The sequence below is a fragment of the Actinoplanes philippinensis genome (assembly GCF_900113015.1).
In the GTDB taxonomy this organism is placed as follows: domain Bacteria; phylum Actinomycetota; class Actinomycetes; order Mycobacteriales; family Micromonosporaceae; genus Actinoplanes; species Actinoplanes philippinensis.
The window spans coordinates 263,188-286,881 of the sequence record NZ_FONV01000004.1; the positions used below are offsets into that span (position 1 = coordinate 263,188).

A 23,694-nucleotide genomic window follows, 5' to 3' on the forward strand; every position below is an offset into this window, starting at 1 on the left:
CATCGTCGCACGTCACTCCAGGACGCGGGCCGGGCGGATGGCTTCGCGGATGCGGTCGCAGAGCTGGGTCAGGTTCGCGCCGATCACCGGGCGGTGGCGCCAGCGGCGCAGGCCGCGGCCGACGGCGTAGAAGTAGCCGGGCGGCACCTGCACGCCCCCCACGCCCGTCGGCCCGGCGCCCGAGTAGCCGACCCGCCAGCCCGGCCATCGAGCCTCGGTGATCTCCCGGACCGCGGCGACCCGGGCGGAGTCACGCTGGTCCAGCTGGCGCATCAGGCCGTCGAGGTCGGCGGCGACCAGGCACGGCTCGTCGAGCTCCCAGTGCACGGCCCAGTAGTGGCCGGCCGGGACGCGCAGGTCCGGGCGTACCGTCCGGGGCTGGATCGCACGGTCGATCTGCCAGCCGGGATGCCGGCGCTCGACGGCGAGCTGGGTGCGGAAGTCATCGTCAGGAGTCAAGGCGGGCCCATTTCAGAAACCGGTCGAACAGTGCCGCCGGCGGCTCGTCGCGCAGGGGTCCCGCGGCGTGCTCCAGCTCGGTCCAGAGCCGCATGCTGAGCTGCACCGCGTTGGGGCTGCTGTCCAGCAGGTGGTCCCGGGCCGGGTCGCACGGCCACGGCTTCTCGCAGGCCACACAGTTGTAGGTGGCCCGGTCCGGCCGATGGCCGGCGCCGTTCAAAGAGTTCTCCTGTGCCACATGTCGGCCCCCATCGGGTCGGGCTCGCCGGGGTTCGTCGAGTCCAGAGTGGTCGCACCCACCGTGAGCGTCAATCTTATGTCGTAACTTTTTGGTTCCCTAACGGGTGATGCTGAAATGCGGATACCTTTCGGGTGAATCCATTGATGTACGGGCGACAAGGGACGATGATGGCCGACGATCATCTGGCGAAGTCGATGGAGGACAGCAGCATGCCGCGACCCATTGGCCCCACGATCCCGCGCTGGCAACTGGGCGAGCAGATGTCGCAGCTGCGCACCGCCGCCCGCAAGTCGCAGCAGGACGCCTCCGGCCGCCTGGGTTGCTCGGTCAGCAAGATCCAGAAGATCGAGGGCGGCGAGGTCGGGATGAAGCAGGTCGAGCTGGAGGCGCTCCTCGAGCTCTACGACGCCCCCGAACAGCTGCGGCTCCAGCTGCTCGAACTGCGCCGGCTGGGCGCGCAGCGCGGCTGGTGGTCGAAGTACGGCCAGGTGCCCGCGCCGTTCGCGACGTTCCTCGGGCTGGAGTCGGCGGCCACCAAGATCAGGATCTTCGAGCCGCTGATGATCCACGGGCTGCTGCAGACCAAGGACTACGCGCACGCCCTCGCCGAGAGCCTGAACCCGGCCCTGTCCGACGCGGAGGTCGACCGGCAGGTGCAGATCCGGCTGGAGCGTCAGGAGCGCGTCTTCGCCGAGGATCCGCCGGAGATCTGGGTCGTCCTGGACGAGGCGGTGCTGCGCCGGCAACTCGGCGGCCGGGACGTGATGGCGCGTCAGCTCGACCACTTGATGACGCTGCCCAAACGGGTGACCGTTCAGGTCGTTCCGTTCGCGAATGGTGGTTATCCAGGTGCGCTGGGCGCTCTGACGCTATTCGAGTTCGCGGAGGATTTGCACACCCCAGTTGCGTATGTGGAGTCGCAGGCGGGAAACCTGTACCTCGAACGGGAAGAAGATCTGGGACGGGCTAACCTTGCCCTTGACCACATCAACGCGGCGGCGCTCAGCAAGCAGCAATCTCGTGACCTGATCGCCACCGTCGCCCGCCAGTTCGTGCAGCAATAGGAGCCACCTATGGACAAGTACGAGGTCAGCCTGACAGGGGCGCAGTGGCGCAAGTCCACCAAGTCCGGTAACAACGGTGGCTGCGTCGAATTCGCGCAGGTCGGCGCGTTCGTCGCCATCCGTGATTCCCGGAATCCGGAACGTGAGCCCCTGATCTTCGATGCCAACGAGTGGGACTGTTTCCTCGACGGCGCCGGAAAGGGTGAGTTCCCGGTTCCGACCGCTTGAAAATGTCTCACAGCAACGGCCCGGTCACCGAAAGGGATGACCGGGCCGTTTACCTTTCCGAAACGGTTACTCGAAAGAGGGATGTCCTCTGGTGAGGGCCTATCCCGGGGCCTGAATACGGCTCACGGATTACCGGGCCGGTCGGGCTGGAAGATGTCCTCGATGGCCAGGCCGAAGAGGTCGGCGATGACGAACGCCAGGGGCAGGCTCGGGTCGTACCGCTCGGTCTCGATGGCGTTGATCGCCTGCCGGGAGACACCGCACCGCTGCGCCAGATCGGCCTGGCTCCACCGGCGGGCGGCCCGCAGCTCGCGCAGCCGGTTCCTCATCGGGTGAAGCGGGTGCGCAGGTCGGCGATCACATGCCAGACCGCCATGCCGCCGATGACGATCGGCTGGGCCACCTGGTGCAGCGCGACGACGCCCGCGGCGTCGAGCACCGCCGCCACCTGCAGCGCCACCAGGACCGCCGCGAGGGCGACCGCCATGCTCTCCAGCTGGATCTTGCGAAGGTACTCGTCGGCGCGGCGGAAGGCCCGCAGCAGCACCCAGGCCATCCCCAGCGCGAACACCGCGGTCGCCGCGACCCACCAGATGCGCTGCGCGGGCGTCTGCTCGGGGTTGCTGCCCAGCGCCAGGGCCACCCAGCCGAGGGTCACCACCGGCAGCGCGTCGATGAGGACGACCCGGCGGGCGGCGCGCGCCCGGCCGTCCGATACCTGCTCCGTCATGCGTCCAAAGTAAAGCCACCCTTCCATCGAGTCAAGCAAACCTGACACGATGGAAGGGAGACATGACAATCCGGGTCAGGCCCGGGTCAGTTCGAGAACCGGGATGGTCCGGATGCCGGCGGTCTTCTCGGCATAGCCGGCGAACCCGGGATAGCGGCTCGCCTGCTCGCCGAACCGCCGGTCGCGCTCCTCCCCGGTCAGGTCGCGGACCGTCACCGGGTAGGTCTCCGTGCCGCGCTCGACCTCGCCCCGGCCGGCCGCGGTGAGGTTGTAGTACCAGCCGGGGTTCTCCGGGGCTCCGCCCTTGGAGGCGATCACGTAGATGACGTCGTCGTCGGTCTCGTGCGGCAGATACATCATCGGGCTCACCATCTCCTGCCCGGACTTGCGGCCACGATGGTGGACGAGCACCATCGGCGCCCCCTCGAACGGGCCGCCCACCCGGCCCTGGTTGGCGCGGAACTCCTCGATCACCTGTGTATTCCAGTCGCTCATACCGATATCCTCGCCGCCCGGCGCCCCGGATGCCCGGTTCTCGCCGCGCGTCACCTGCCGAGCAGGCCGGTCCCGTGCTGCGGCAGGCGTCGCCGGATCGCGGTCAGCAACAGCATCGAGGCCACGCAGAAGGCCGCGCCCAGCAGGAAGATCCGGGCCGAGTAGCCCGGGACCAGCAGCGGCGCGACCACGCCGAACACCGCCCCGACCTGCACCATGCCGGTGTAGACGTCGGCGCCCGCGCCGAGGTCCCCGGCGAGCACGTCACTGAGCAGAACCATCCCGACGCTCTGGAACCCGGCGGCGAACACCGCATAGAGCAACTGCGAGACGATCAGCAGGGGTACGCCGCCACCGGCCACGATCAGTGCGAACGACAGCGCGCCCACCCCGGCTGTCAGCACGATCGCGCGACGGCTGCCGATCCGGTCGGCCAGCGCGGTGATCGGACCCAGCAGCGGGATCTCCGCGGCCACCGACGCCAGGAACAGCAGCGCCACCACCGTGCCGGACAGCCCCTGGCCCACCACGAAGAGCGGCAGATAGACCAGGCGCACGCTGTCGGCGCCGCGCAGCAGCAGCACGGCCAGGACGCAGGTCAGCATCGTGCCGTGCGGGCGGAGGCCCCGGCCCGGTTCGCGGGGCTGTTCCGGCGCGGCCCGCCGGGCGGTCTGCGCCAGCGGGATCAGGCCGTTGACCAGCGCGAGCGCCGCGGCGATCCACAACGGCCCGACGTCGCCGCCGAGGCTCTGCACGAGCCCACCGGCGGACGCCAGGGCCAGGCCGGCCATGAACCCGACCACGAAGATCCGGCGCATCCGGCCCACCAGACGAGCGGGCCCCGGCGTCCCCGAGCCGCCGGCCAGGCTGATGTAGTGCGGGAAGATCAGGGTCATCGTCATCATCGCGGCGCCCGCCGGATACATCGCCGGGGACGGCGCGGAGACCGGGACCGCCAGGGCGCCGGCCGCCGCGACGAGCCCGCAGACCGACGGGCCCCACCAGGGCGAGCCGCGTCGTCGCAGCGCCGGGCCGGCGACGAGATTGAGCGAGGCGGCCACCAGCGCGCTCACCGCGAAGAAGAGGGCGATCTGGGCCTTCGTCGCGCCGCTCGCCGCGAGCGTCAACGGCAGCGCGACACTGATCTGCCCGTAGAACGCGGCGTTCGACGCCACCGCGACCCGGGCGCTGAGGGTTCCGGCCATCGACGATGCTAAACACGTTACGGGCGCAGCAGGGCCTCCTGGAGGCGGCGCAGCTTCGCGCGTACCAGAAGATCTCGTTTCTCCTTGTTGCCCGGTGAGATGTAGAGAATGAAGTCGCGGTGCCGGTGTCGGCCCTGCCTGCCGCCGGTCCGGACGGTGGCGTCCCGCACCTCGGCGAGCTGGGCGACGGTCAGCGGGAGCACGTGCTCGTCCGGCTGGAACCGGGCGCCGAGCGGGTAGTCGCGGCCCGGCGTGCGGGTCATCTCGATGTGGCAGCCCAGCACGTGACTCACCGGATGGGTGTCGGCGAAGGCGACCAGGCGCTCCAGCGTGTCCCGGAAGGCCGGGTAGTCGGCGACGTAGAGCCGTCCGGGATAGACGGTGTCGCCGGTCAGCAGGAACCCGGTCCACGGGTCGTAAACGGTGATCGCGGCCTCGTGGTGACCCGGCGAGCCGAGGATCTCCAGCACACGGCCGCCCAGGTCGAAGGGGACCGATCCGGTGAGGCCACCGGGGAAGCCGAAGAACCTCCGCACCTCCGGCTCGTCGTGCGGCACCACCGTCGTACCCGGCCGGCCGGCGAACTGCGCGTCGGCCGCCACGTGGTCGCCGTGCCCGTGCGAGTGGGCGACGACCAGCTCGTACCCGTCGCGCGGGTGCTTCGCCAGCCAGGCGTCGACGAGCGCGTCCACTGTCGCGCGCAGCGGGAACAGCGCGGGGTCGGCACTGGCGCCGGTGTCTAGCAGCAGCGCCCGGTCGTCACCGAAGAGCAGGTAGAGGAAGGGCGCCTCGTACTCGACGCGTTTGCTCTGCCGCAGGATCACCGTGCGCTCGTCGTAGACGTGGGTCTGGATGGCGGGCTCACCGCGACGGCCATGGATCCAGGCCACGTCCAGTGATCCGGTCACGAAGTCGGTCATCTGAGGTCCCATCCGCTCTGTCATCGGTCGTCTCCATCGGATCGGCCGTCCTGGCCGGGCCGGTCGCCCTCATCCCGCCGGTCGCCCTCATCCCGACGGTCGCCCTCATCCCGACGGTCGCCCTCATCCGGCCGGTCGCCCTCATCCCGCCGGTCGGTGGTCGTCTCGGTGGGCAGCGGGGTGGCGGCCAGGAAGTAGCGAGCGAACCGCCGGCCCGGGCGGCGGGCGTCCGTCTCGGCCTCGGACCTCGCCAGATACGGCTCCAGCAGGGCCAGCCACTGGGCTCTGAGGTGCTCGGCCTCGTCCGGCGAGACCAGGGCGAGCGCCGTGGCCAGTCCGGCCCGGCGGCGCCAGGCGGTGCTGTCGTCGTCGTCACGGTCGACGAACTCGAGGATCGCCTGCATCTCCCGATCGACGACGATCCGCTCCAGCTGGCGCCGGACGACCGGGCTGTCGCCGGAGGAGAGCCGCAGCGTCGGCCGCGGATCGGGCACACGCCACTGGCGCTCGCGCCGGTCCCGGCCGGGACCGGCATCCTCGGCGAAGCCGTACTTGGCGAGCTGACGCAGATGGAAGGAACAGCTGGCCTGGGAGGCGCCGAGGACCCGGCCGCACTGCGCCGCGGTCGCCGGGCCGCTCGTGGCGAGCAGCTCCAGCAGGTCGAGCCGGAGGGGATGAGCCAGCGCCCGGATCGCTGTGGCATCGGTGATCCGCATATGCCAAAGACTACTTTGGCATATCACGAACTGTCAAAGACCTCTTTGGTTTTCCTCTCCGGCCCGCTCGCGCCGGTCCTCACACCGACGGCTCGACCAGCAGCGTGACCGTGCGGTTGCGCTCCGGGGTATCGTGCGGGCCCTCCTGCTGATCGGCGCTGACCAGCCGGAACGACGTCAACGGCAGCCCGCTCGCCCGGGACAGTCGCGCCGCGGCGACCTGGGCGCGGGCCAGCGCCGTCGTCGACCCGCCCGCGGTACGCCCACCGGTCACCGGGACGGCGTGGCCGACCACCGTGACCGTGACGTCACCGCCGCCCCGCAGCGCCCGGCCGACCCGGTCGAGCGTGGCCCGGGCGTCACCACGCAGCGCGTCACCGCGTACGAAAAGGCCCTGATCGAAAACGACCTCCGCGGCGGCGCCCTTCGCGCGGACGGTCACCCCGTCGACGGCCAGCCCCCGCAGCAGCCGATCGGCGACGGACGCGGACGGGGACGGCACGGCCGACGGCGACGCGGAGGACTTCACCGGGACGGCCGGGGCCGACGCCCCTGGTGTGGCCGGGGCCGACGCACCCGGTGTGGCCGGGGCCGACGCCGGCGACGGCTCGTCCGGACGGCCGATGAGCAGCGCGGACCCGGCCAGCAGGACCACCACCACGAGCGCCGTGCCGCCGGCCGTCACGACGCGGCGGGTGGCCCGGCCCGCGATCGCCTTCCGGCCGGCCGCCGCGCCCTCGTGCGACGGGTCCGCGGCCAGGACCCGCGCCCACGCCGCGTCGGCCTCGGCGAACTCGCCGCGCTGCGCGTGCACCCGCGCCCGCAGGTCGAGCGCCGCCGGTGAGTCGCCGCCGAGCAGGGCGAGCGCGCCGTCGAGGTCGCCGGACCGGGCGGCGGCACGCGCCCGGTCCAGCTCCAGCTCCTCGGCGACCGGGCCCGTCGTCATCGCAGCAGGCCCCCGATCTTGCCGGCCACCTCGACCGGAAGCAGCCGGACGAGCCGCTGGTTGACCGCGTCCAGCGCGCGCGGGTCCTGCCCGGCGATCGCCTGGCGGCCCTGCGCGATCAGCACGTCGGCCTGCGCGGAGATGCCGATCTTCTCGTGTTCGACGCAGAGCATGAAGAACACCTTGACCGGCCAGTCCGGCGCCCGCCGCTCGACCTCCATCAGGAAGTCGTGCACCCGCTCCAGCTGGGCCTGGATGGCCGCCTTGTCGCGGGCGTCGATCGCGGTCTGGGCGCGCCGCCGCAGTTCGCCGACCTCGCGGCGGTCGGCGTCGTCGGCGGCCAGCTCGTCGGCCGCGGACAGGGCGTCGCGCAGCTGCTGGATCAGCTCGGGCAGGCCGACCGCGTCCTCGATGATGTCGAGCTCGGCCTGCACGTTGCGCAGCCGGTCCTCGGCGGTGGCGGCGGCGCCCGCGTCCACCCCGGACGCCTGCACCTGCTCGCGGGCGCCGGTCATGGTGCCCTCCCGATCGAGGGCGGCGAGCCGGTCGCGGGCGTCGTCGGAGTCGCCGTTGGCGACCGCGCCGCGCAGGTGCGCCATCCGCCGCTCGGCGTCGTCGAGCATGGCGGTCAGCGCCACCGGGTCGGGGGTACGCACGTCGTCGAGCGCGATCTCCGCCTCGAACTGGGTCTGGATCAGCGGCACGTCGGCGACCACGGTCACGAGGCTGGACTCGTCGACCTCGAAGGTCACCTCGACCTCGCTGCCGGCGGGCAGGTCGATGCGCACGTCCTTGGGCCGGATCTCCAGCATGCCGACCTGCCGGTTGCGGTCGCCGCGGGGACGCTCGCCCTGGACCACGGGGATGCGGATCACCGCGTCGGCGTCGGACCGGTTCAGCGGCGTCGACGTGCGGAACACCTCGCGTTCCCGGGTCGGCAGGGTCGCGCCCTTGCGGACCAGCGGCGCGAAGGCCTGGTCGGCGAGCTGGATGCCGAGCGAGTGGGCCAGCCGGACACCGCCGAACTCCACCGCCCGGTGGGTGATCGTCAGGCTGTCGGGGCTGAGCTTCTGCGGCTCGCCGGAGGCGGTGGTCAGCTCGATCGTGAAGCGGGCGGACTTGAGGTCGTCGACATACACCTCGGTGGAGAACGCGCCGGACGCGTTCGGGACGAGCGTGGGCGTACGGAAATCGGCGTTGGTGATCGTCACGCGGTAGCCGGACCAGTCGACGGCCCCGGTGGACCGCAGCCGCCCCGCCACCGTCGGCGTGTTGATCGTCGTGGTCGGCTCGTAGGCCAGCTCGACGGCGAACTCGCCCACCGCCGGCTGGTGCGTGGCCGTGGCCGGCCGGCGCAGCGTGCTCGCGAAGATCGCCGCCCCGCGCGCCACCACTGTCGTCGGGTCGAGGCTGTAGTCCAGGGCGATGCCCAGCCCGTGGCCCGGGTCGGCGAGGCGCTCGCGCAGGCCGGGGCTCAGCGTCACGCCACCGACCAGCAGCAGCTTGTCGATGTCGTCGACGTCCAGGCCGCCCTCGGCGAGCGCGCCGCGGCACAGGTTGATCGCGCGGACGTAGAACGGCTCGGCGACCCGGTCGATGTCCTCCCGGCGCAGCGTGTGCTCGAAGGTCTCGGTGCCGCCGCCGGGCAGGGTGATGTCGACGAGCACGTCCGCGGTCGCCCGCCGGGACAGCATGATCTTGGCTTCCTCGGCCGCCCACTTGAGCTTGGCGAAGGCGCCGCGCCACTGCGGGTTGTCGCGCCGGAAGTCGCTCAGGCCCAGCCCGTTGATCACCGCGGGGGCGAGCAGCCGCTCCACCACCGCCCAGTCGATCAGCTTGCCGCCCAGGTACGGGTCGCCGGCGTGGTTGAGCACCCGCAGGTCGCCGTCGCGCTTGCTGACCACCGCGGCGTCGAAGGTGCCGCCGCCGAAGTCGAAGACCATCCAGTAGGCGTCCTCGTCGGCCTTCTGGAACCCGTACGCGAACGCGGCCGCCGTCGGCTCCTGCACCAGCGGGCAGGCCACCGTGAACCCGGCGAGCGCCGCCGCCTCGTTGGTCGCCTTGTTCTGGTTCAGCGCGAACGCGGCGGGCACGGTGATCACGGCCGCGTCGGGCGCCTCGCCGGTGTGGTGGGCGGCGTCGGCGCGCAGCGACTTGAGCACCTCGGCGGAGAGCTGCACGGGGCTCATCGTGACCTGGCCGTTGACGAACGTACGGGTAGCGTCGGCCAGCCCCATCTCGAGCTTGAACTCGCCGGCCGCGTTCGCCTGGTCGTGCTCCACCCGGTCACGGGCGGCCCGGCCGACGTGCACGACGCCGGGCTTGGGGATCCACACCGCCGACGGGGTGATGTCCCAGCCGTCGTTGCTCTTGACGACCACCGGCACGCCGTCCTCGACGACCGCGATCGCGCTGTTGGTGGTGCCGAGGTCGATGCCGAAGTCGATCGTGTCACGCATTGCCGCTCCCCGGGGTCGATTCTGTCTTGACGGGGCATCCGACGATGACCTGTCCCATCTGGATGCGCTCCTCACGCAGGAAGACGGAGGGCCGTACGGTCTCCGTCACGGTCTCGATGACCACTGTGGCGTCGTCGTTGAAGACCAGCGCCTCCAGCGACCGTCCGGAGTGGAACGTCTCGCCGTCGTGGTCGCGGACCACCAGGCCCGCGTCGGTCAGTGCCTCCTGGCACATCCGCAGGTAGCGGCCGGCCTGCCGGGCCTGGGCGCTGTTGTCGCCGGCCTGCTGGGCCAGCCGGCGCCGGGCCCGCCACAGGTTGGTCGCGGCGGTCGCGAGCGCCTTGGCGTCCAGGCCGGGATCGGCCGCGGCGGTGTCCAGCTCGGCGATCAGCGCGGCCAGCCGGTCGTGGCGGGTCTCCGGCCAGGTCGGCGGCGGAATACGGAAGGCCCGGTGATGTCGCCGCTGCCGCAGTTCGGTGCGCAGTCGGTCGAGCCGGTCGCGAATCACATGATCACCCCTCGGCGCCAGAGCGTGAGTGTGTGCAGATGCCGGTCCCGCAGTCGCGGTGACAGGTTCACGGCCTCCTCCAGGAGGTCGGCGGCGCGTTCCAGCGCGCCCGGCCGGCGCGCCAGCGTGAAGGCCTCGTCGGCGAGGGCCTGGGCCCGCGACCCCGGCCTCTCGGCGGATTTCTCCCGGGGCACGTCCACCGGCCGGGCCGGCACGGTCAGCGCGGTACGCCGGGCGCGCAGCAGGTCGGCCAGCGCCCGCCCGGTGGGCGGGCGGTCCTTCGGGTCCACCGCGAGGGCGGCCATCAGGATCTTGTCGAGGGCGGGGTCCACATCCGCGTTGTACGCGCTGGGCGGCAACAGGGGACGCTGGAACCGGACCATCGAGAAGGACGAGAACTGCCCGCCGTCGTGGTAGGGAATGTGGTTGGTGAGCAGCAGGAACGCGATCGTGCCGACCGACCACACGTCGCTGGCGCACGAGTAGCCCTGATGCTTGAGCACCTCCGGCGCCATGAACGCGTAGGTGCCCTGCGCGCTGGCCAGGTGGGTGAACGGGTCGGCCCGCTTGGCCAGGCCGAAGTCGCTGACCCGGACCCGCATCCCGGTGCCGTCGTAGCCGATCAGGATGTTCGCCAGGGTCAGGTCGCGGTGCACGATCGGCGGGATCTGGGTGTGTGCCGCGGCCAGCCCCTCGGCGATCTGCTCGACGATCTCGACGACCAGGTCCACCGGCACCTGCGACTGGTAGGACCGGGACAGCCGTTCCAGGCTGCCGCCCGCCACGTACTCCATGGTGAAGAAACCGCGCAGGCCGGCCGCCGTCTCGACGATGTTGGCGTCGAACAGCCGGACGATGTTGGGGTGGCCCAGGGTGGACAGCAGCTGCGCCTCGCCGAGCATCTCGCGGGTCTTCTCCAGGGAGGCGACCTGCTTGAACAGCTTCATCGCCTGCCAGCCGAGATACTCGTGGCGGACCCGGTGCACCTCGGCGAACGCGCCCTCGCCGAGCAGCCTGTCGATGACCAGCGTGTCGGTCACGCGGTCGCCGCTGGACAGCAGGGTCATGACACACCGCACACGTTGAGCCGGTAACCGATGCCCTTGACCGTCTCCAGGATCTCCGGGGCCGACGGGTCGGGCTCGATGCTGCGGCGCACGGCCCGGACCACCCCGGCGAGATCCACCCGGGTGTACGCCCGGTGTGACGCCCACTCCTCGCGGGCCCCCCACAGTGCCGTGATCAGCTCGGCGTGGTCGCAGGCCACCGCGGCCCCGTCGGCGCTGCGGCCGACCATGTAGCGCAGCAGCTGATGCCCCTGCGGCCGCAGGCCGGTCACCGGCGTCTCGACGCCGTTCACGATGCGGTAGGCGCGGGCCGACACCCAGTCGTAGCGCAGGCTCGCGACCGGCCGCGGCGGCGGGAGCAGCGCGCCCGCCGGGGCCTGCTGGGTGGTGTGCGGGTCGAGGAAGACGAGCTGCCAGTAGAGCGGCTCGCCGTCCGGGGTCATGTCGCCGAGGATGAGGATCACGTCGCCGTGCTGGACGCGCCGCCGGCCGAGCAGCCGCTCGGTGGTGTCTCGGGAGCGCAGCAGGGTTCCGTTGACGCTGGCGTTGTCGGTCACCATCCACACCCCTTCCACCAGATCGAGCGAACAGTGCAGGCGGCCCACCCAGCGTTGCGGGTCGGGGCTGAGCGCCACGTCGGGAGACTGCTCGGGCGCGCGGCGGCCGATGGTCACCGTCTCGCCGTCGAGTTCGATGCCGCGGGTCACGCCGTCGGGCGACGTGATCCGCAGCGCTACCGTGCCGGCCACACGACCCTCACGGCCGTCTCGGCGGGCGCCGGCGCACCGGCCGGGGTGGTGGCGACCACGGCGGCCGGCGGCGGCGCCGACCGGTTGTCGCCGTCGCAGTCGGCGAGGCCGAGGCAGACGCCGAGCAGGATCGAGCCGATCGTGATGATCGCGCCCCACGGGGTGCTCCCGCCGCTGTCCGCGCCGACCCGGACACGCGCGCCGGAGGCTCGCAGCTGCGCGGTCACCCGGTCGATCTCGGCGACCGCGCCGGGCAGGTCGGCGAGGCGCACCCGCATGTGCGCCGCCAGGTTGCCGGCCGCGGTGTGCTGCCCCGAACGCGCCAGGAAGGTGATCTGATCGAGCAGGTCGGACAGGCCCTGGGCGTTCTCCCGGAACGCGTCCCGGTTCTCCCGGATGGTGGCCCGGGTCTGCGGGTTGATCGCCAGCGCCTCGGCGTCGTTGAGCAGGTCGTCGTACCTGTCGTCGAGGGGGCCGCACACCTCGAAGACACGGTTGGCGCAGTTGTTGTAGGCGATCGCGACGACCTCGCAGGCGTTGGCCGTACGGCGGAACTCGTCCGGCGGGAGCAGGGCGCGCAGCCGCAGCAGCGTCATCGGCAGGCCCCGGGTGTTCTCGATGGCCGCGTCCAGGTCGCCGTCGTCGAGCAGCTCCCGGGTCTTGCGGACGCCGGCCTCGATCGTCTCGTAGAGCGGGGCGGCCGCCTCGGCCAGCATGTCGCCGGCCAGGTCGGCCCGCCCGATCCAGCCGTGCACGCAGCGGGCCAGCGGCTCCGGGTTGTCCGACGCGACGGCGAGCGTGACCAGCGGGCGCAGCAGCGCGGCGGGCAGCCCGGCACGCAGCTCGTCGATGACCGTCTCGTCCAGGCGCCGGTCGCCGAGCTTGCCGACCCGGTGGCGCATGTGGTCCCAGGTGGCGTTGCGCCGGATCACCCCGTCCCACAGGCGGGCCGCCTCGGACCACAGCCGGTCCAGGTCGGCCCGGTCGGCGCCGGGCGGGTCGAGCTTGCTGAACTCCTGGTCGAGGGCCATCCCGTGGGCGATCGCCGCCTTGTCGTGCTCGCTGTGCAGCGACGACGGGCAGCCGCAGTCGCTGCCCGGCACGTCCCAGAGCCAGAACAGCTCGTCGACCAGCCGATATCGCGGATCCTCGAGCAGCCGGTCGAACGCCGCGCGCACCTCCTCGGCGTCCACATCGGACGGGATCCGGTCCACGTCGGCGCCCATGCTCATCGCCGCGACCACCTGCTGCCGGCGCTGCCGGATGGCCCGATGGTCGGCGACCGTCGGCAACCCCGTGACGCGGAAGGCGTTCAGGCGGAACAGATCCGGACCGGCGGCGGCCCGCAACACGTCGGCCGTCGTCTCTGCCATGCGCCCACCTCACCTTTCGTGCCGCTTCCATCCCCAGGACCTCAGTCTCGTACGGGCACCGGCGTCCAAGCGATGGAAAGGAGTTGGAAGTCGTTTGGATGCACGGCGCCGGACGGCGTCCACGGTAGACATCCAACACCAGTTCACCCGCTTTCGAGGGGCACGGCGACATCCCCGGCCGCGGCACGCTCTTGCGCCGGCGACGGCGTACGGCGTACAACGTGGCCATGCCGCCCACGGACGAGCAGCTTCGACCGGACATCCCGCACGCCGCCCGCATCTGGAACCACTGGATGGGCGGCACCGACAACTTCCCCGCCGACCGGGCCGCCGGTGACGCGGTCGCGCAGGTCTATCCGGAGATCGTGCTGATGGCCCGCCAGTCGCGGCGGTTCCTCATCCGGGCCGTACGCCACCTGGCCGCCGACGCCGGCATCCGCCAGTTCCTCGACATCGGCACCGGCCTGCCCACCATGCAGAACACCCACGAGGTCGCCCGGGCCGTCGCGCCGGGCTCGCGGGTCGTCTACGTCGACAACGACCCGCTCGTGCTCCGCCACGCCCGGGCGCTGATGGCCGGCGACGCGCACTCCGGCCGGATCGTGCACATCGACGCCGACTACCACGATCCCGAGCGGATCCTGGCCGCCGCCGCGGAGACCCTCGACCTCACCGAACCGGTCGGCGTGATGTTCATGGGCGTCCTCGGCTACGAGCCGGACCTGCGGGTCGTGACCTCGATCGTGGACCGTGTCATGGCCGCGGTGCCGTCCGGCAGCCACCTGGTGCTGTGGGACGGCACGAACACCACACCGGCCGTGGTCGAGGGCGCCCGCCGCCTCGCCGAGAGCGGCGGGGTCCCCTACGTCCTGCGCAGCCCGGAGCAGATCGCCGGCCTGTTCCACGGCCTCGACCTGGTCGATCCGGGCTTCGTGCAGCTTCCCGCCTGGCGTTCCGACGACGAGCCCGCCTGGCTCGACGCCTACGGCGCCGTAGCCCGAAAACCATGACCCTCATGGGGTACGGACGACCCGCCGCCGTTGATCGACGGCGGGCATCGTGCGCTCTTTCAGTGGACGGCGGCCACGGCGGCTGCCGGGGTGTGGGCGGGCAGGCGGTGCGGCTGGACCACGAGGAAGCAGACCAGGGTGGCGGCGAGCATGCCCCCGAAGACGACGACGGCCATCGCCACCTCGCCGACGCCGAGCACACCGACCAACGGGGCGGCCAGCGCGCCGACACCGAACTGGACCGCTCCGAGCAGGGCCGCCGCGGTCCCGGCCGCCTCGCCGTGACGTGACAGCGCCAGCGCGGGCGCGTTCGGCATCGCCAGACCGACCGTCGCGAGGACCAGCCACAGCGGGATCAGGATGCCGGCCAGCCCGCCGGCGCCGGTGATCGCCGTGACCAGGAACACCAGCCCGAACACCAGCCCCGCCACCAGCGACGCGCTCATGATCTGCTGGGGCGACCAGCGGCGCAGCAGCCGGACGTTGAACTGGGTGGCCCCGATCAGACCGACGGCGCCACCCGCGAAGATCAGGGCGAACTGCTGCTCACTCATCCCGTACCCGTCCTGGAAGACGTACGACGAGCCGCTCACGTAGGCGAACAGCGCCGCCATCGCCAGCCCCGCGACCAGGATCAGGCCCACGTACACCCGGTCGGTGAACAGGCGGCCGTAGTCACGCACGGTGCCCAGCACTCCCCCGCTGCGGCGCGCCGCGGGCGGCAGCGTCTCCGGCAGGACCAGGGCCGACACCGCGCTGATCGTGACCGCGACGACGGTCAGCACCACGAACACGCCGCGCCACGACGTCCAGTTCAGGACCAGGCCGCCGATCGTCGGCGCGAGGATCGGGGCGACCCCGACGACGAGCATCAGCCGGGAGAAGAGACGGGCCGCGGCGTTGTCGGTGAACAGGTCACGCACCATCGCCATGGCCACGACCGCGGCCGCCGCGGCGCCGAGGCCCTGCAGCACCCGCAGTGTGCCGAGAACGGCGACGTTCGGCGCGATCACGCAGAACACCGAGGCGAGCATGTGCACCGCGATACCACCGAGCAGCGGCCAGCGACGGCCGAACGCGTCCGACAACGGGCCGACCAGCAGCTGACCGAACGCCAGCCCGACCAGGGTCCCGGTCAGCGTCAGCTGAACGGCGGCGGCCGTGGTGTGCAGGTCGGCGGTGATCGCCGGGAGCGACGGCAGGTACATGTCGATGGTGAGCGGCCCGAGCGCGGTCAGCAGGCCGAGCACGAGGACGATCCGGAAGCGGCGGCCTGCGGGCAGCAGCTCACCGGGCGAGAGGCCGGCGTCGGGCGGGGTCACGGTGCGAGTTGAAGCCACACTCAGCGACAAGGAGGCCCGGCGGGTGGTTCTTCCGCCCTCACCCGGATGGTAACGCTGCTCACAAATCGGCCGCCCGGACCCGCGCCGACAGCTCCGGCCACAGCGATGGACCAGCGCCGATGGTCAGCTCGGTGGTGTAGTCGGGCCCGTGCCCGCCGAGGGTGACACCGGCCTCACGGGCGATCAGCGCACCCGCCGCGATGTCCCACAGTTTCGTGTCCAGCGCCAGCCCGCCGTCGAGCCGGCCGGCCGCCTGGTAGACGAGGTTCAGCGCGGCCGGGATCCGGCGGATGTCCCCGGAGAGCGGCAGCAGCTCCCGCAGGAGCCGCCCGGCCCGCGCCTTGGTCGCCGGATTCGGCTGGAAGCTGACGCCGATCAGCGCCTCGGCCAGCGGCGGCCCACCCGACACCCGGATCGGCTCCCCGTTGAGCAGCGCCCCACCACCGTCGACCGCGCTGAACGTCTCCCCCGCCGCCGGGTCATGAACGACCGCCATCCGAGGCGAGTCCCCCTGGTAGAGGGCGATGCACACGGACCACGGCCCGGTCCGGCTCACATAGTTGCGCGTCCCGTCGAGCGGATCGACGATCCAGGTCCAGCCGCTGCCCCCGGACCGCCCGTGCCCCTCCTCGGCCTGCATGGCGTCATCCGGCCAGGCCCCATGGACCCCGTCCACGATGAGCTGCTCACTCGCGATGTCGACATCGGAGACCACATCGTTGGCATGCGCCTTGGGCGCCCCCATCCGAAGCGTGTCCCGCCGCTCAAGCTGCAGCCGCCCGGCCCGAACCGCCAACCCGGCGGCAAGCTCACGCGCAGCCTCAAGATCTCTGGTCATCACCGCCCAGGCTAATCCGCCCGCCCTCCCCGGCCGGCCCGACCCCTCGACCCCGGCCCGCCCCCTCGACCCCGGCCCACCGCCACCACCGAGGGCATCTCCGGCTGGTCGTGGCCGCTGTTCCACCGAGCGGGCAACAGCACTCACGGCCGGCCGAGCGAGGTCGACGACCGGGCAGCCCCGCAGGCAGTCCCGGCCACAGGCACACCCAACCGAAGACAGACCGAACCGTAGGCACACCCCACCCGAGGCAGACCGAACCGTAGGCACACCCCACCCGAAGCAGACCGAACCGTAGGCACACCCCACCCGAAGCAGACCGAACCGAAGGCAGGACCGTAGGAAGACCCGACCGTGGGCAGGCCCGACCGTGGGCAAAGGCGATCCGCGGCTGGCCCAACCCGAGGCAGGTCTGACCCGAGGCAAATCCACCGGCAGGCACGACCGGACCGTAGGCAAACCAATCGCAGGCATGCCCACCGGCAGACAGGTCCGACCGCAGGCAAGCCCACCCGGCAGGCACGCCCGAACCGTTGGCGGACCCACTTGAGCAAACCCGGCCGAAGCAGGCCGGACCGAACCGTAGGCACGTGGGCACGCCCAACCGTGGGCACGCCCAACCGTAGGCACGCCCAACTATAGGCACGCCCAACCATAGGCAGACCCGACGGGCACGCCCGACCGGAGGGGAGGAAATCGGGCGGGGCGGCGGCGAGACGGGGTGGGGGCCGGGGCGGGGCAGGCGGCGGCGAGTCGGGCAGGCGGGCGGCGGGCGGCCGGCGAGCAGGCGGGAGGGCGGGCGGCGAGCGAGCAGTCGGGCGGGCGGCGAGCAGGCGAGCAGTCGGGCGAGCGGCGAGCAGGAGCGCGGCGGCGAGGCAGGGCCGGGCAGGGCCGGGCAGGGCCGGGCAGGGCCGGGCAGGGCAGGGCGGGCAGGGCCGGGCAGGGCAGGGCAGGGCCGGGCAGGGCAGGGCAGGGCCGGGCAGGGCCGGGCAGGGCCGGGCAGGGCCGGGCAGGGCCGGGCAGGGCCGGGCAGGGCCGAGCCGAGCCGAGCCGGGGTGAGCCGAGCCGAGCCGGGGTGAGGCTACGGATGAAGGGTCTGGGGCACGACGGCGGCCGGGCGGTCGAGAGTCCAGCGGAGCTGGAAAGCGAGACCAACAGCCATCAGCACCGCCGGCACCACCGTGAACCCGAGCAGCAGCGCGGTATGAGCCGACCCGGGCTGCGTGACGACCCGCCCGTCGGTGGTGGCGACGAATCCGCCGAGGGCGAGGACCGCCGAGTACAGATAGGGGCCGATGGCGGTCCCGGTGGCTTCGGTCGCGGTCCACACTCCGGTGTAGGCGCCGGCCCGGCTGTCACCGCGGGCGGAGGCGGCGGCGACCGCGTCGGGCACCATCGAGAACGCGAACAGCTGCAGACCCGCGAAGGCGACGCCGAGGACGACGACCACGAGGACGGCGGGGACGACGCCGTACCCGAGGAGCGGCGCCAGCGACCCCACCACGAACACCGCCTGGGAGACGACCAGCCCCCGCTGTTTGCCGATGCGGCGGGACACGACCGCCCACACCGGCCCGGCGATCACCGCCGGCCCCAGGAACGCGCCCATGAACACGGCGGTGAGGGTGGGGTCGGCGAGGACGTGTTCGGTGTAGAACGGCAGCGCGGCCAGGAACAGGTGGGTGGTGGTGCCGGTGAACAGGTACGACAGCACCAGCGCCCGGAAGTCGGGGTCGCGCCGGGCGACGGCGATGTCGGCGAGGGTGGAGTGGGAGCCGGCGGGCGGCCGGAAGCCGGCGTGGGCGGTGAGGCGGCGTATGCCGGTGACGGCGGCGAGGCCGGAGACGACCATGACCGTGGAGAGCAGCAGCGCCATCCGGGCGTAGTCGGCGCGGCCGCCGCCGGCGACCAGAGCGGGGGCGGCCACCCCGGCGCCGAGCAGCCCGAGTGTGAGCAGCAGCATCCGGACCATGAAGACGCGGGTGCGTTCGTGGTAGCCGACCTCCAGGTCGGACGGCGTGGTCAGGTAGGGCACCTGGAAGCAGGCGAAGAGCAGGTTCCCGGCGATGAACCAGGCGCCCACCCACAGCGCCGCCCCGCCGCCGGTGAGGCCGGCGGGGACGGTGAACATGCCGGTCATCGCGACGGCGAGGACCAGGCCGAAGCGGAGCATGCCGAGCCGGTGGCCGGTGCGGCGGGCGGCGCGGTCGGAGCGGCTGCCGAGGTACGGGTGGACCACCACGTCGATGATCTTGGGCAGGAGCAGGGTGAGCCCGGCGAGCGCGGGCGGCACCCCGAGCGTGTGGGTGAGGAAGTAGAGCAGCAGCAGCCAGGGCACGGTCACCCAGACGCCCATGCCGATCGACCCGGTGGCGTACGCGACCAGGTCCCCGCGCCGGACGCTCACCGCCCCTCCCCGTGCCGCGCGACCACACCGGCGGCCAGCGTGGCGTCGGCGAACGCGCCGGAGCGGACCCGGCCGGCCAGGGTACGGGCCACGATCCGGTCGGTCAGCGCCGGCAGGTGACGGGCGAGGAACAGCTCGACGGCCCCGCGCCGGGTGGTCGCGAGGTCACGGCGGGCGCGGCGGCTGAGGGCGGCCCGCACGACCGTGTCGACCACGCCGTCGAGTGGCTCGTACCGGCTCAGGCCCTCGAGGGAGAGGCCGGCCTCGGCCGTGGAGTCGTGGATCGGGCTGCGCACCGCCGACGGGTAGACGCAGGTGACACCGACATGGGTGCCGATCTCCAGGCGAAGCGCGTCGGCGTACGCCACCATGGCCCGTTTGGAGGCGCCGTAGGCGGCCGCCAGCGGCAACTGCATGACCGCCATCCGTGACGCCAGCATCACGACCCGGCCGCGGGCGTCGACCAGGGCGCCCACGCAGGCGGCGGTGACCCGCCAGGTGCCGAGCAGGTTGACGTCGAGCTGGCGCCGGGCCTGTTCGCCGGGTGGCAGCTCGGCCGGGGCGGGCCCGCCGACGCCGGCGTTGTTGACGAGCAGGTCGAGGCCGCCGAGCAGGGCGATCGCCTCGGCGACCGCGGCACGCACGGAGTCGTCGTCGGTGACGTCGCAGGGCAGCACCTCGACCGGGTCGTTGACGCGGGGCAGGCGGTCGAGGCCGACGACGCGGGCGCCGAGGCCGTCCAGGCGGGCGCAGATCGCCCGGCCGAACGTCCCGGACGCGCCGGTGACCAGGACACGCAGGCCGTGGGGATCGCGGTGGGTCATCTTCGGGCTCCTCGGGCGATCTCGCGGTTGAGCTCGGCGATGTAGCTGTCGAAGTCGACGCGCATGTGGGGGCGCGCGGACGCGCCCCATCGGGCGACGGCGGCGGTCAGGGCACGTTCGACGGCGCGGCGCTGGTCGGTGGCCGGGGGCAGGGCACAGGACCCGGTGAGGTACGCGGCCACGAGCTCGCCCTGCGCCTCGACGACCGGGAACGCCGCGCCGGTGGATTGCATGAGCCCGACGAACGCGAGGGTCGGGTCGTCGAGGTGGAAGACCCGGCGGTAGAGCGGCAGGGCCTCCGGGTCCGGGCCGGTCCACCGCGAGGACAGGAACGGCAGGTGTACGCGGTACCCGGTGGCCCAGACGATGACGTCGACAGCGTCGATGGTGTCGTCGGTGAACACGACCTTCGCGCCGTCGAGACGGTCGATGCCGGGCCGTGCGACGACCTCGCCGTGGGTGAGCCGGTGCAGGATCGTGTCGCTGACGGTCGGGTGGCTCCGGAACAGGCCGCGGGACGGGGCGGGTAGCCCGTACCGCTGCGGGGTCCCGACCGCGACCCGCAGCAACGTCTCGGCGATCGCCTGCCGCAACCGCCAGGGAAGGCCCGCGATAGCGCCGCCGGTGGCGTCCGCCGGACGCCCGAACAGGTATTTCGGCACGATGTGGACGCCGTGCCGGGCGGAGAGCAGGACCGGGCCGCGGGCGACGTGCGAGGCGTCGACGGCGATGTCCATGGCCGAGTTGCCCATCCCGACGACCAGCACCCGCCGGTCCCGGAACACGTCGGAGGTGCGGTAGTCGTGGGCGTGCATCTGGACGCCGTCGAACGTGCCCGGATAGGCGGGCGCGGGCCATCGGGGCACCCGGTTGTGGCCGTTGGCGACGACGACGGCGTCGAACCGCCCGGTGTCACCGTCCTCGGTGGTGACCGTCCAGCGCGGCTCGACCCGGGTGACGGTCGTGCCGAACCGGATGTGCGGGGTGAGCCCGAACCGGTCGGCGTAGTCGGCGAGGTATCCGGCGACGCGGACGGCGGACGGGTAGTCGGGCCAGCCGGCCGGCATCGGGAAGGCGGCGAACTCGGTGCGGGCCCGGCTGGTGTTGAGGTGCAGGGAGGCGTACGTGTCGGTCCACAGGCCGCCGGGCCGGTCGCCGCTCTCGTAGCCGACGGCGTCGCACCCGGCGTGCAGCAGCGCCTTGAGCGTGGCGAGGCCGGCGGCTCCGGCGCCGATCACGGCGACACGCATGGAACTTCTCCTACCGACGTTGTAGCGCTGGCCAAACGGTAGGCGGCCACGACCGGCGTGAACATGGTGTGGACCACGCCGTTTCACGTTCTGGTTGTGGGCCGGCACAACGGCGCGGCAGCATGGCGGCATGAACGACGGCTGGGCCGGGATGGTCGACCTGATCGAGCGGGTGATGGGCGACGAGGACCTGCTGCCGTCGGTCATCGCCGGCGTCCGCGCGACGGTGCGGGAGGTGGCGGTCCTGCCGCCGTCGGACATCGCCGGGCACACCCGGGCGCTGCTGACCGCCGGGACGCGGGCGCTGGCCGACCGTCGCGGGCCGACCGAGGCCGAGCTGTCGTTCGTGGAGGAGCTGGGCGTCACCCGGGCCCGGCAGGGGGTGCCGATCGAGGCGGTGCTGGGCGCCATCCACGTCGCCGAGCGGGCGATCTGGGCGCGGGCGAGGGAGGTGGGCCGGGCCGAAGGGGTCAGCGCCGAGCGGCTGCTGGACGCCCGGGAGCTGTACGACGACTGGGCCGACGCCGTCCGCGGCCGGCTGATCTCCGCGCACCGGGCCACCAGGGCGCTGGCCGATCCACGGCCGGGCGGGCGGGACCCGGCGATCCTGCGGCGGCTGCTGCAGGGCGGCTCCGCAGCCGCGCTGGCCGTCGCCGAGGCGGGCCTGCCGGTCGCCGACGGGCTGTGGGTGCTGGTGGCCCGGCCCGGGTTCGACGAGCGGGCGCTGCGCGATCAGCCGCCGGTGGTGTGCGCGATCGTCGACGACCTGTTCGTCGGGGTGCTGTCGCGGGCGCCCTCGGCGCGTGACGCGACGGCCGGCCTGGCCGGGCCGGCCGCGCCGGACAAGCTGGCGCCGATGCAGCGGCTGGCCCTGGCCGCGCTGGTCACCGCCGAGGCGACCGGCCGGACCGGGGTGGTGCACATCGCCGACGTGGCCTGGCAGGCGGCGCTGACCGTACGGGCCGATCTGGCGGCGGCGCTGCTCGACCGGCACCGGCAGGCGTGGACGTCGCTCGGGCCGAACGCCGGGCCGGTCGCGCACGCCGTGCTGGCCTGGCTGGAGAGCGACCGGGACGTCACGGTCGCGGGCGGGCGGCTGTTCGTGCACCCGAACACGGTGCGCAACCGGGTCCGCCGGTTCGCCGAGGTGACCGGCATCGACCCGGCCGGCACGTTCGGCGCGGTGAACGCGTGGTGGCTGTGCCGCACCTGGCTGCGCGAGGCGACCTGACCGACCGGTGTGCCGGCTGCCCCGGTGGGCTTCGCCGGCCTCGGGTGCTTCGCCGGCCCCAGGTGCTTCGTCGGCCCGGGTGCTTCGTCGGGCCCGGTGGGCTTCGCCGGTCTCGTGTGCGAGGCTCACGGCGTGACTTCTCCCGGGGCTCTGCGATACCGGTCGGCGGCCGGGCGGTGGGTGCTGCTGGCCACCGTCCTCGGCTCCAGCCTGGCGTTCATCGACGCGACGGTGGTCAACATCGCGTTGTCCGAGATCGGCCGGAGTCTGGGCGCCGACTCGGCGGGCCTGCAGTGGACGGTCAACGGCTACGCCCTGAGCCTGGCCTCGCTGGTGCTGCTCGGCGGCTCGCTCAGCGACCGGTTCGGCCGGCGGCGGATGTTCCTCGGCGGGGTCGCCTGGTTCGCCGTCGCGTCGCTGCTGTGCGGGCTGGCGCCGACCATCGAGCTGCTGGTCGCGGCCCGGATCCTGCAGGGCGTCGGCGGGGCGCTGCTCACGCCGGGGGCGCTGGCGATCCTGGAGGCGTCGTTCGTGCCGGAGGACCGGGCGAAGGCGATCGGCGCGTGGTCGGGGCTGGGCGGCATCGGCGGGGCGCTCGGCCCGTTCCTCGGCGGCTGGCTGGTGGAGAGCGGCAGCTGGCGGCTGATCTTCCTGATCAACGTGCCGGTGGCGGCGATCGTGCTGTGGGTGGCCGGGCGGCACGTGCCGGAGTCCCGCAACCCGTCGGCGGCCCGATCGTTCGACGTCACCGGGCTGCTCACCGGGGCGGCCGGGCTGGGCGGCCTCACCTACGGCTTCACCGCGTGGCCGGAGCACGGGCCGGGCCACCCCACGGTCTTCGTGCCGCTGGTGATCGGGGTGGCCGGGATGGTCGCGTTCGTGCTCGCCGAGCGGCGTTCGGCGTACCCCATGCTGCCGTTGACGATCTTCCGGTCCCGGGCGTTCTCCGGCGCCAACCTGGTGACGCTGCTCGTCTACGCGGCCAACGGCGGCGTGTTCCTGCTGGTGGTGGTCAATCTGCAGGTGGTCGCCGGGTTCTCGCCGCTGGCCAGCGGGGTCGCGCTGCTGCCGATCACCGTGCTGATGCTGCTGCTGTCGGCCCGGGCCGGCGCGCTGGGCCAGCGGATCGGCCCGCGGATCCCGATGGCGGCCGGGCCGCTGGTCTGCGCGGCGGCGCTGGCGTGGCTGTCGCGGGTCGGCGCGGGCGCCTCCTACACCGCCGACGTGCTGCCACCGGTGATCCTTTTCGGTCTCGGGCTGTGCCTGCTGGTGGCGCCGCTGACCGCGACGGCGCTCGGCGCCCTGGACGACTCCTACGCCGGGGTCGCCTCCGGCGTCAACAATGCGGTGGCCCGGGCGGCAAGCCTGCTCGCGGTGGCGGTCCTCCCCCTGGCCGCCGGATTGGGTACGGGGAACCTGACCGACCCTGCCGTGCTGGCGCCGGTCTACCGCAACGCGATGACGATCTGCGCCGCGCTGATGGTCGCCGGCGGGGCGCTGGCGTGGTTCCTGATCCCGGCCCGGCTGACCGCCCACACACCGGTGACCACGTTCTGTGACCCGTGCAGCCCGCCGGTGCACCCGGCGCGGGCCGGCTCGGACGCCGGTGACCACGTCCGGTGACCCGTGCA

General features: G+C 72.9%; 24 protein-coding genes. 5 read left to right on the top strand and 19 right to left on the bottom strand.

The window, feature by feature from the left end:
- Positions 1–12: 12 nt before the first annotated feature.
- Together BM290_RS11520 and BM290_RS11525 are read right to left on the bottom strand one after the other, a co-directional pair.
- On the bottom strand, positions 13–459 hold the full coding sequence (locus tag BM290_RS11520) for a hypothetical protein (RefSeq protein WP_093612951.1): 447 nt from the start codon (positions 457–459) through the stop codon (positions 13–15).
- Positions 449–679, bottom strand: coding sequence for a hypothetical protein (locus tag BM290_RS11525; RefSeq protein WP_093612953.1), 231 nt, complete (start codon positions 677–679; stop codon positions 449–451). Before BM290_RS11525 ends, BM290_RS11520 begins: the two co-directional genes overlap by 11 nt.
- A 188-nt stretch (positions 680–867) precedes the next feature.
- Between BM290_RS11525 and BM290_RS11530 the strand changes: the two genes are divergently transcribed.
- Both BM290_RS11530 and BM290_RS11535 read left to right on the top strand, forming a co-directional pair.
- Positions 868–1,764, top strand: a complete 897-nt coding sequence (locus tag BM290_RS11530; protein ID WP_239143500.1) for a helix-turn-helix domain-containing protein — start codon at positions 868–870, stop codon at positions 1,762–1,764.
- Positions 1,765–1,773: 9 nt separating this feature from the next.
- Positions 1,774–1,992: a DUF397 domain-containing protein gene (locus tag BM290_RS11535; protein ID WP_093612955.1), complete on the top strand. Its 219-nt coding sequence runs from the start codon at positions 1,774–1,776 to the stop codon at positions 1,990–1,992.
- A 122-nt stretch (positions 1,993–2,114) separates the two neighbouring features.
- On the opposite strand, the gene BM290_RS11540 is transcribed toward BM290_RS11535, so the two are convergent.
- From BM290_RS11540 to BM290_RS48220, 12 genes are all read right to left on the bottom strand, one after another.
- Positions 2,115–2,321, bottom strand: a complete 207-nt coding sequence (locus tag BM290_RS11540) for a helix-turn-helix transcriptional regulator (RefSeq protein WP_093612957.1) — start codon at positions 2,319–2,321, stop codon at positions 2,115–2,117.
- Entirely contained in the window at positions 2,318–2,722 is a 405-nt protein-coding gene (locus tag BM290_RS11545; RefSeq protein ID WP_093612959.1) for a hypothetical protein, read from the bottom strand. Before BM290_RS11545 ends, BM290_RS11540 begins: the two co-directional genes overlap by 4 nt.
- Before the next feature lie 75 nt (positions 2,723–2,797).
- Positions 2,798–3,217 carry a nitroreductase family deazaflavin-dependent oxidoreductase gene (locus tag BM290_RS11550; RefSeq protein WP_093612961.1) on the bottom strand — a complete coding sequence of 140 codons (420 nt, stop codon included), beginning with the start codon at positions 3,215–3,217 and terminating at the stop codon, positions 2,798–2,800.
- 50 nt (positions 3,218–3,267) lie between these two features.
- Positions 3,268–4,422, bottom strand: coding sequence for an MFS transporter (locus BM290_RS11555; RefSeq protein ID WP_093612963.1), 1,155 nt, complete (start codon positions 4,420–4,422; stop codon positions 3,268–3,270).
- Positions 4,423–4,439: 17 nt separating this feature from the next.
- On the bottom strand, positions 4,440–5,342 hold the full coding sequence (locus BM290_RS11560; RefSeq protein WP_093612965.1) for an MBL fold metallo-hydrolase: 903 nt from the start codon (positions 5,340–5,342) through the stop codon (positions 4,440–4,442).
- Between the two features lie 20 nt (positions 5,343–5,362).
- A complete protein-coding gene (locus BM290_RS49095; RefSeq protein WP_203779300.1) occupies positions 5,363–6,058 on the bottom strand; it encodes a helix-turn-helix domain-containing protein in 696 nt (231 codons plus the stop codon).
- Positions 6,059–6,137: 79 nt separating this feature from the next.
- The gene (locus BM290_RS11570) at positions 6,138–7,004 is read right to left on the bottom strand and encodes a hypothetical protein (RefSeq protein ID WP_093612967.1); all 867 of its coding nucleotides are present in this window, start codon (positions 7,002–7,004) and stop codon (positions 6,138–6,140) included.
- A complete protein-coding gene (locus BM290_RS11575; protein WP_093612969.1) occupies positions 7,001–9,463 on the bottom strand; it encodes an Hsp70 family protein in 2,463 nt (820 codons plus the stop codon). Before BM290_RS11575 ends, BM290_RS11570 begins: the two co-directional genes overlap by 4 nt.
- The gene (locus BM290_RS11580) at positions 9,456–9,971 is read right to left on the bottom strand and encodes a hypothetical protein (RefSeq protein ID WP_093612971.1); all 516 of its coding nucleotides are present in this window, start codon (positions 9,969–9,971) and stop codon (positions 9,456–9,458) included. The genes BM290_RS11575 and BM290_RS11580 overlap by 8 nt, the downstream gene beginning before the upstream one ends.
- Positions 9,968–11,038: a serine/threonine-protein kinase gene (locus tag BM290_RS11585; protein ID WP_093612973.1), complete on the bottom strand. Its 1,071-nt coding sequence runs from the start codon at positions 11,036–11,038 to the stop codon at positions 9,968–9,970. The genes BM290_RS11580 and BM290_RS11585 overlap by 4 nt, the downstream gene beginning before the upstream one ends.
- A complete protein-coding gene (locus tag BM290_RS11590) occupies positions 11,035–11,787 on the bottom strand; it encodes an FHA domain-containing protein (RefSeq protein ID WP_177319661.1) in 753 nt (250 codons plus the stop codon). The genes BM290_RS11585 and BM290_RS11590 overlap by 4 nt, the downstream gene beginning before the upstream one ends.
- On the bottom strand, positions 11,772–13,160 hold the full coding sequence (locus BM290_RS48220) for a hypothetical protein (protein ID WP_177319662.1): 1,389 nt from the start codon (positions 13,158–13,160) through the stop codon (positions 11,772–11,774). Before BM290_RS48220 ends, BM290_RS11590 begins: the two co-directional genes overlap by 16 nt.
- A gap of 227 nt (positions 13,161–13,387) precedes the next feature.
- Here BM290_RS48220 and BM290_RS11595 point away from each other — a divergent pair, with 227 nt between their 5' ends.
- Positions 13,388–14,170 carry an SAM-dependent methyltransferase gene (locus BM290_RS11595; protein WP_093612977.1) on the top strand — a complete coding sequence of 261 codons (783 nt, stop codon included), beginning with the start codon at positions 13,388–13,390 and terminating at the stop codon, positions 14,168–14,170.
- A 59-nt stretch (positions 14,171–14,229) separates the two neighbouring features.
- On the opposite strand, the gene BM290_RS11600 is transcribed toward BM290_RS11595, so the two are convergent.
- From BM290_RS11600 to BM290_RS11620, 5 genes are all read right to left on the bottom strand, one after another.
- A complete protein-coding gene (locus tag BM290_RS11600) occupies positions 14,230–15,492 on the bottom strand; it encodes a multidrug effflux MFS transporter (RefSeq protein WP_373871046.1) in 1,263 nt (420 codons plus the stop codon).
- 79 nt (positions 15,493–15,571) lie between these two features.
- Positions 15,572–16,351, bottom strand: coding sequence for an inositol monophosphatase family protein (locus tag BM290_RS48225; RefSeq protein WP_177319664.1), 780 nt, complete (start codon positions 16,349–16,351; stop codon positions 15,572–15,574).
- Between the two features lie 1,081 nt (positions 16,352–17,432).
- Complete coding sequence (locus BM290_RS11610; protein WP_239143499.1) at positions 17,433–18,758, bottom strand: MFS transporter; 1,326 nt, start codon at positions 18,756–18,758, stop codon at positions 17,433–17,435.
- Positions 18,755–19,582: an SDR family NAD(P)-dependent oxidoreductase gene (locus BM290_RS11615; protein ID WP_093612981.1), complete on the bottom strand. Its 828-nt coding sequence runs from the start codon at positions 19,580–19,582 to the stop codon at positions 18,755–18,757. Before BM290_RS11615 ends, BM290_RS11610 begins: the two co-directional genes overlap by 4 nt.
- Positions 19,579–20,832 (bottom strand): flavin-containing monooxygenase, encoded by a 1,254-nt coding sequence (locus tag BM290_RS11620; RefSeq protein WP_093612983.1) that lies wholly within the window; start codon positions 20,830–20,832, stop codon positions 19,579–19,581. Before BM290_RS11620 ends, BM290_RS11615 begins: the two co-directional genes overlap by 4 nt.
- Positions 20,833–20,962: 130 nt before the next feature.
- Here BM290_RS11620 and BM290_RS11625 point away from each other — a divergent pair, with 130 nt between their 5' ends.
- Both BM290_RS11625 and BM290_RS11630 read left to right on the top strand, forming a co-directional pair.
- On the top strand, positions 20,963–22,063 hold the full coding sequence (locus BM290_RS11625) for a helix-turn-helix domain-containing protein (protein WP_203779299.1): 1,101 nt from the start codon (positions 20,963–20,965) through the stop codon (positions 22,061–22,063).
- A gap of 132 nt (positions 22,064–22,195) precedes the next feature.
- Complete coding sequence (locus tag BM290_RS11630) at positions 22,196–23,686, top strand: DHA2 family efflux MFS transporter permease subunit (protein ID WP_093613690.1); 1,491 nt, start codon at positions 22,196–22,198, stop codon at positions 23,684–23,686.
- Positions 23,687–23,694 lie beyond the last annotated feature (8 nt).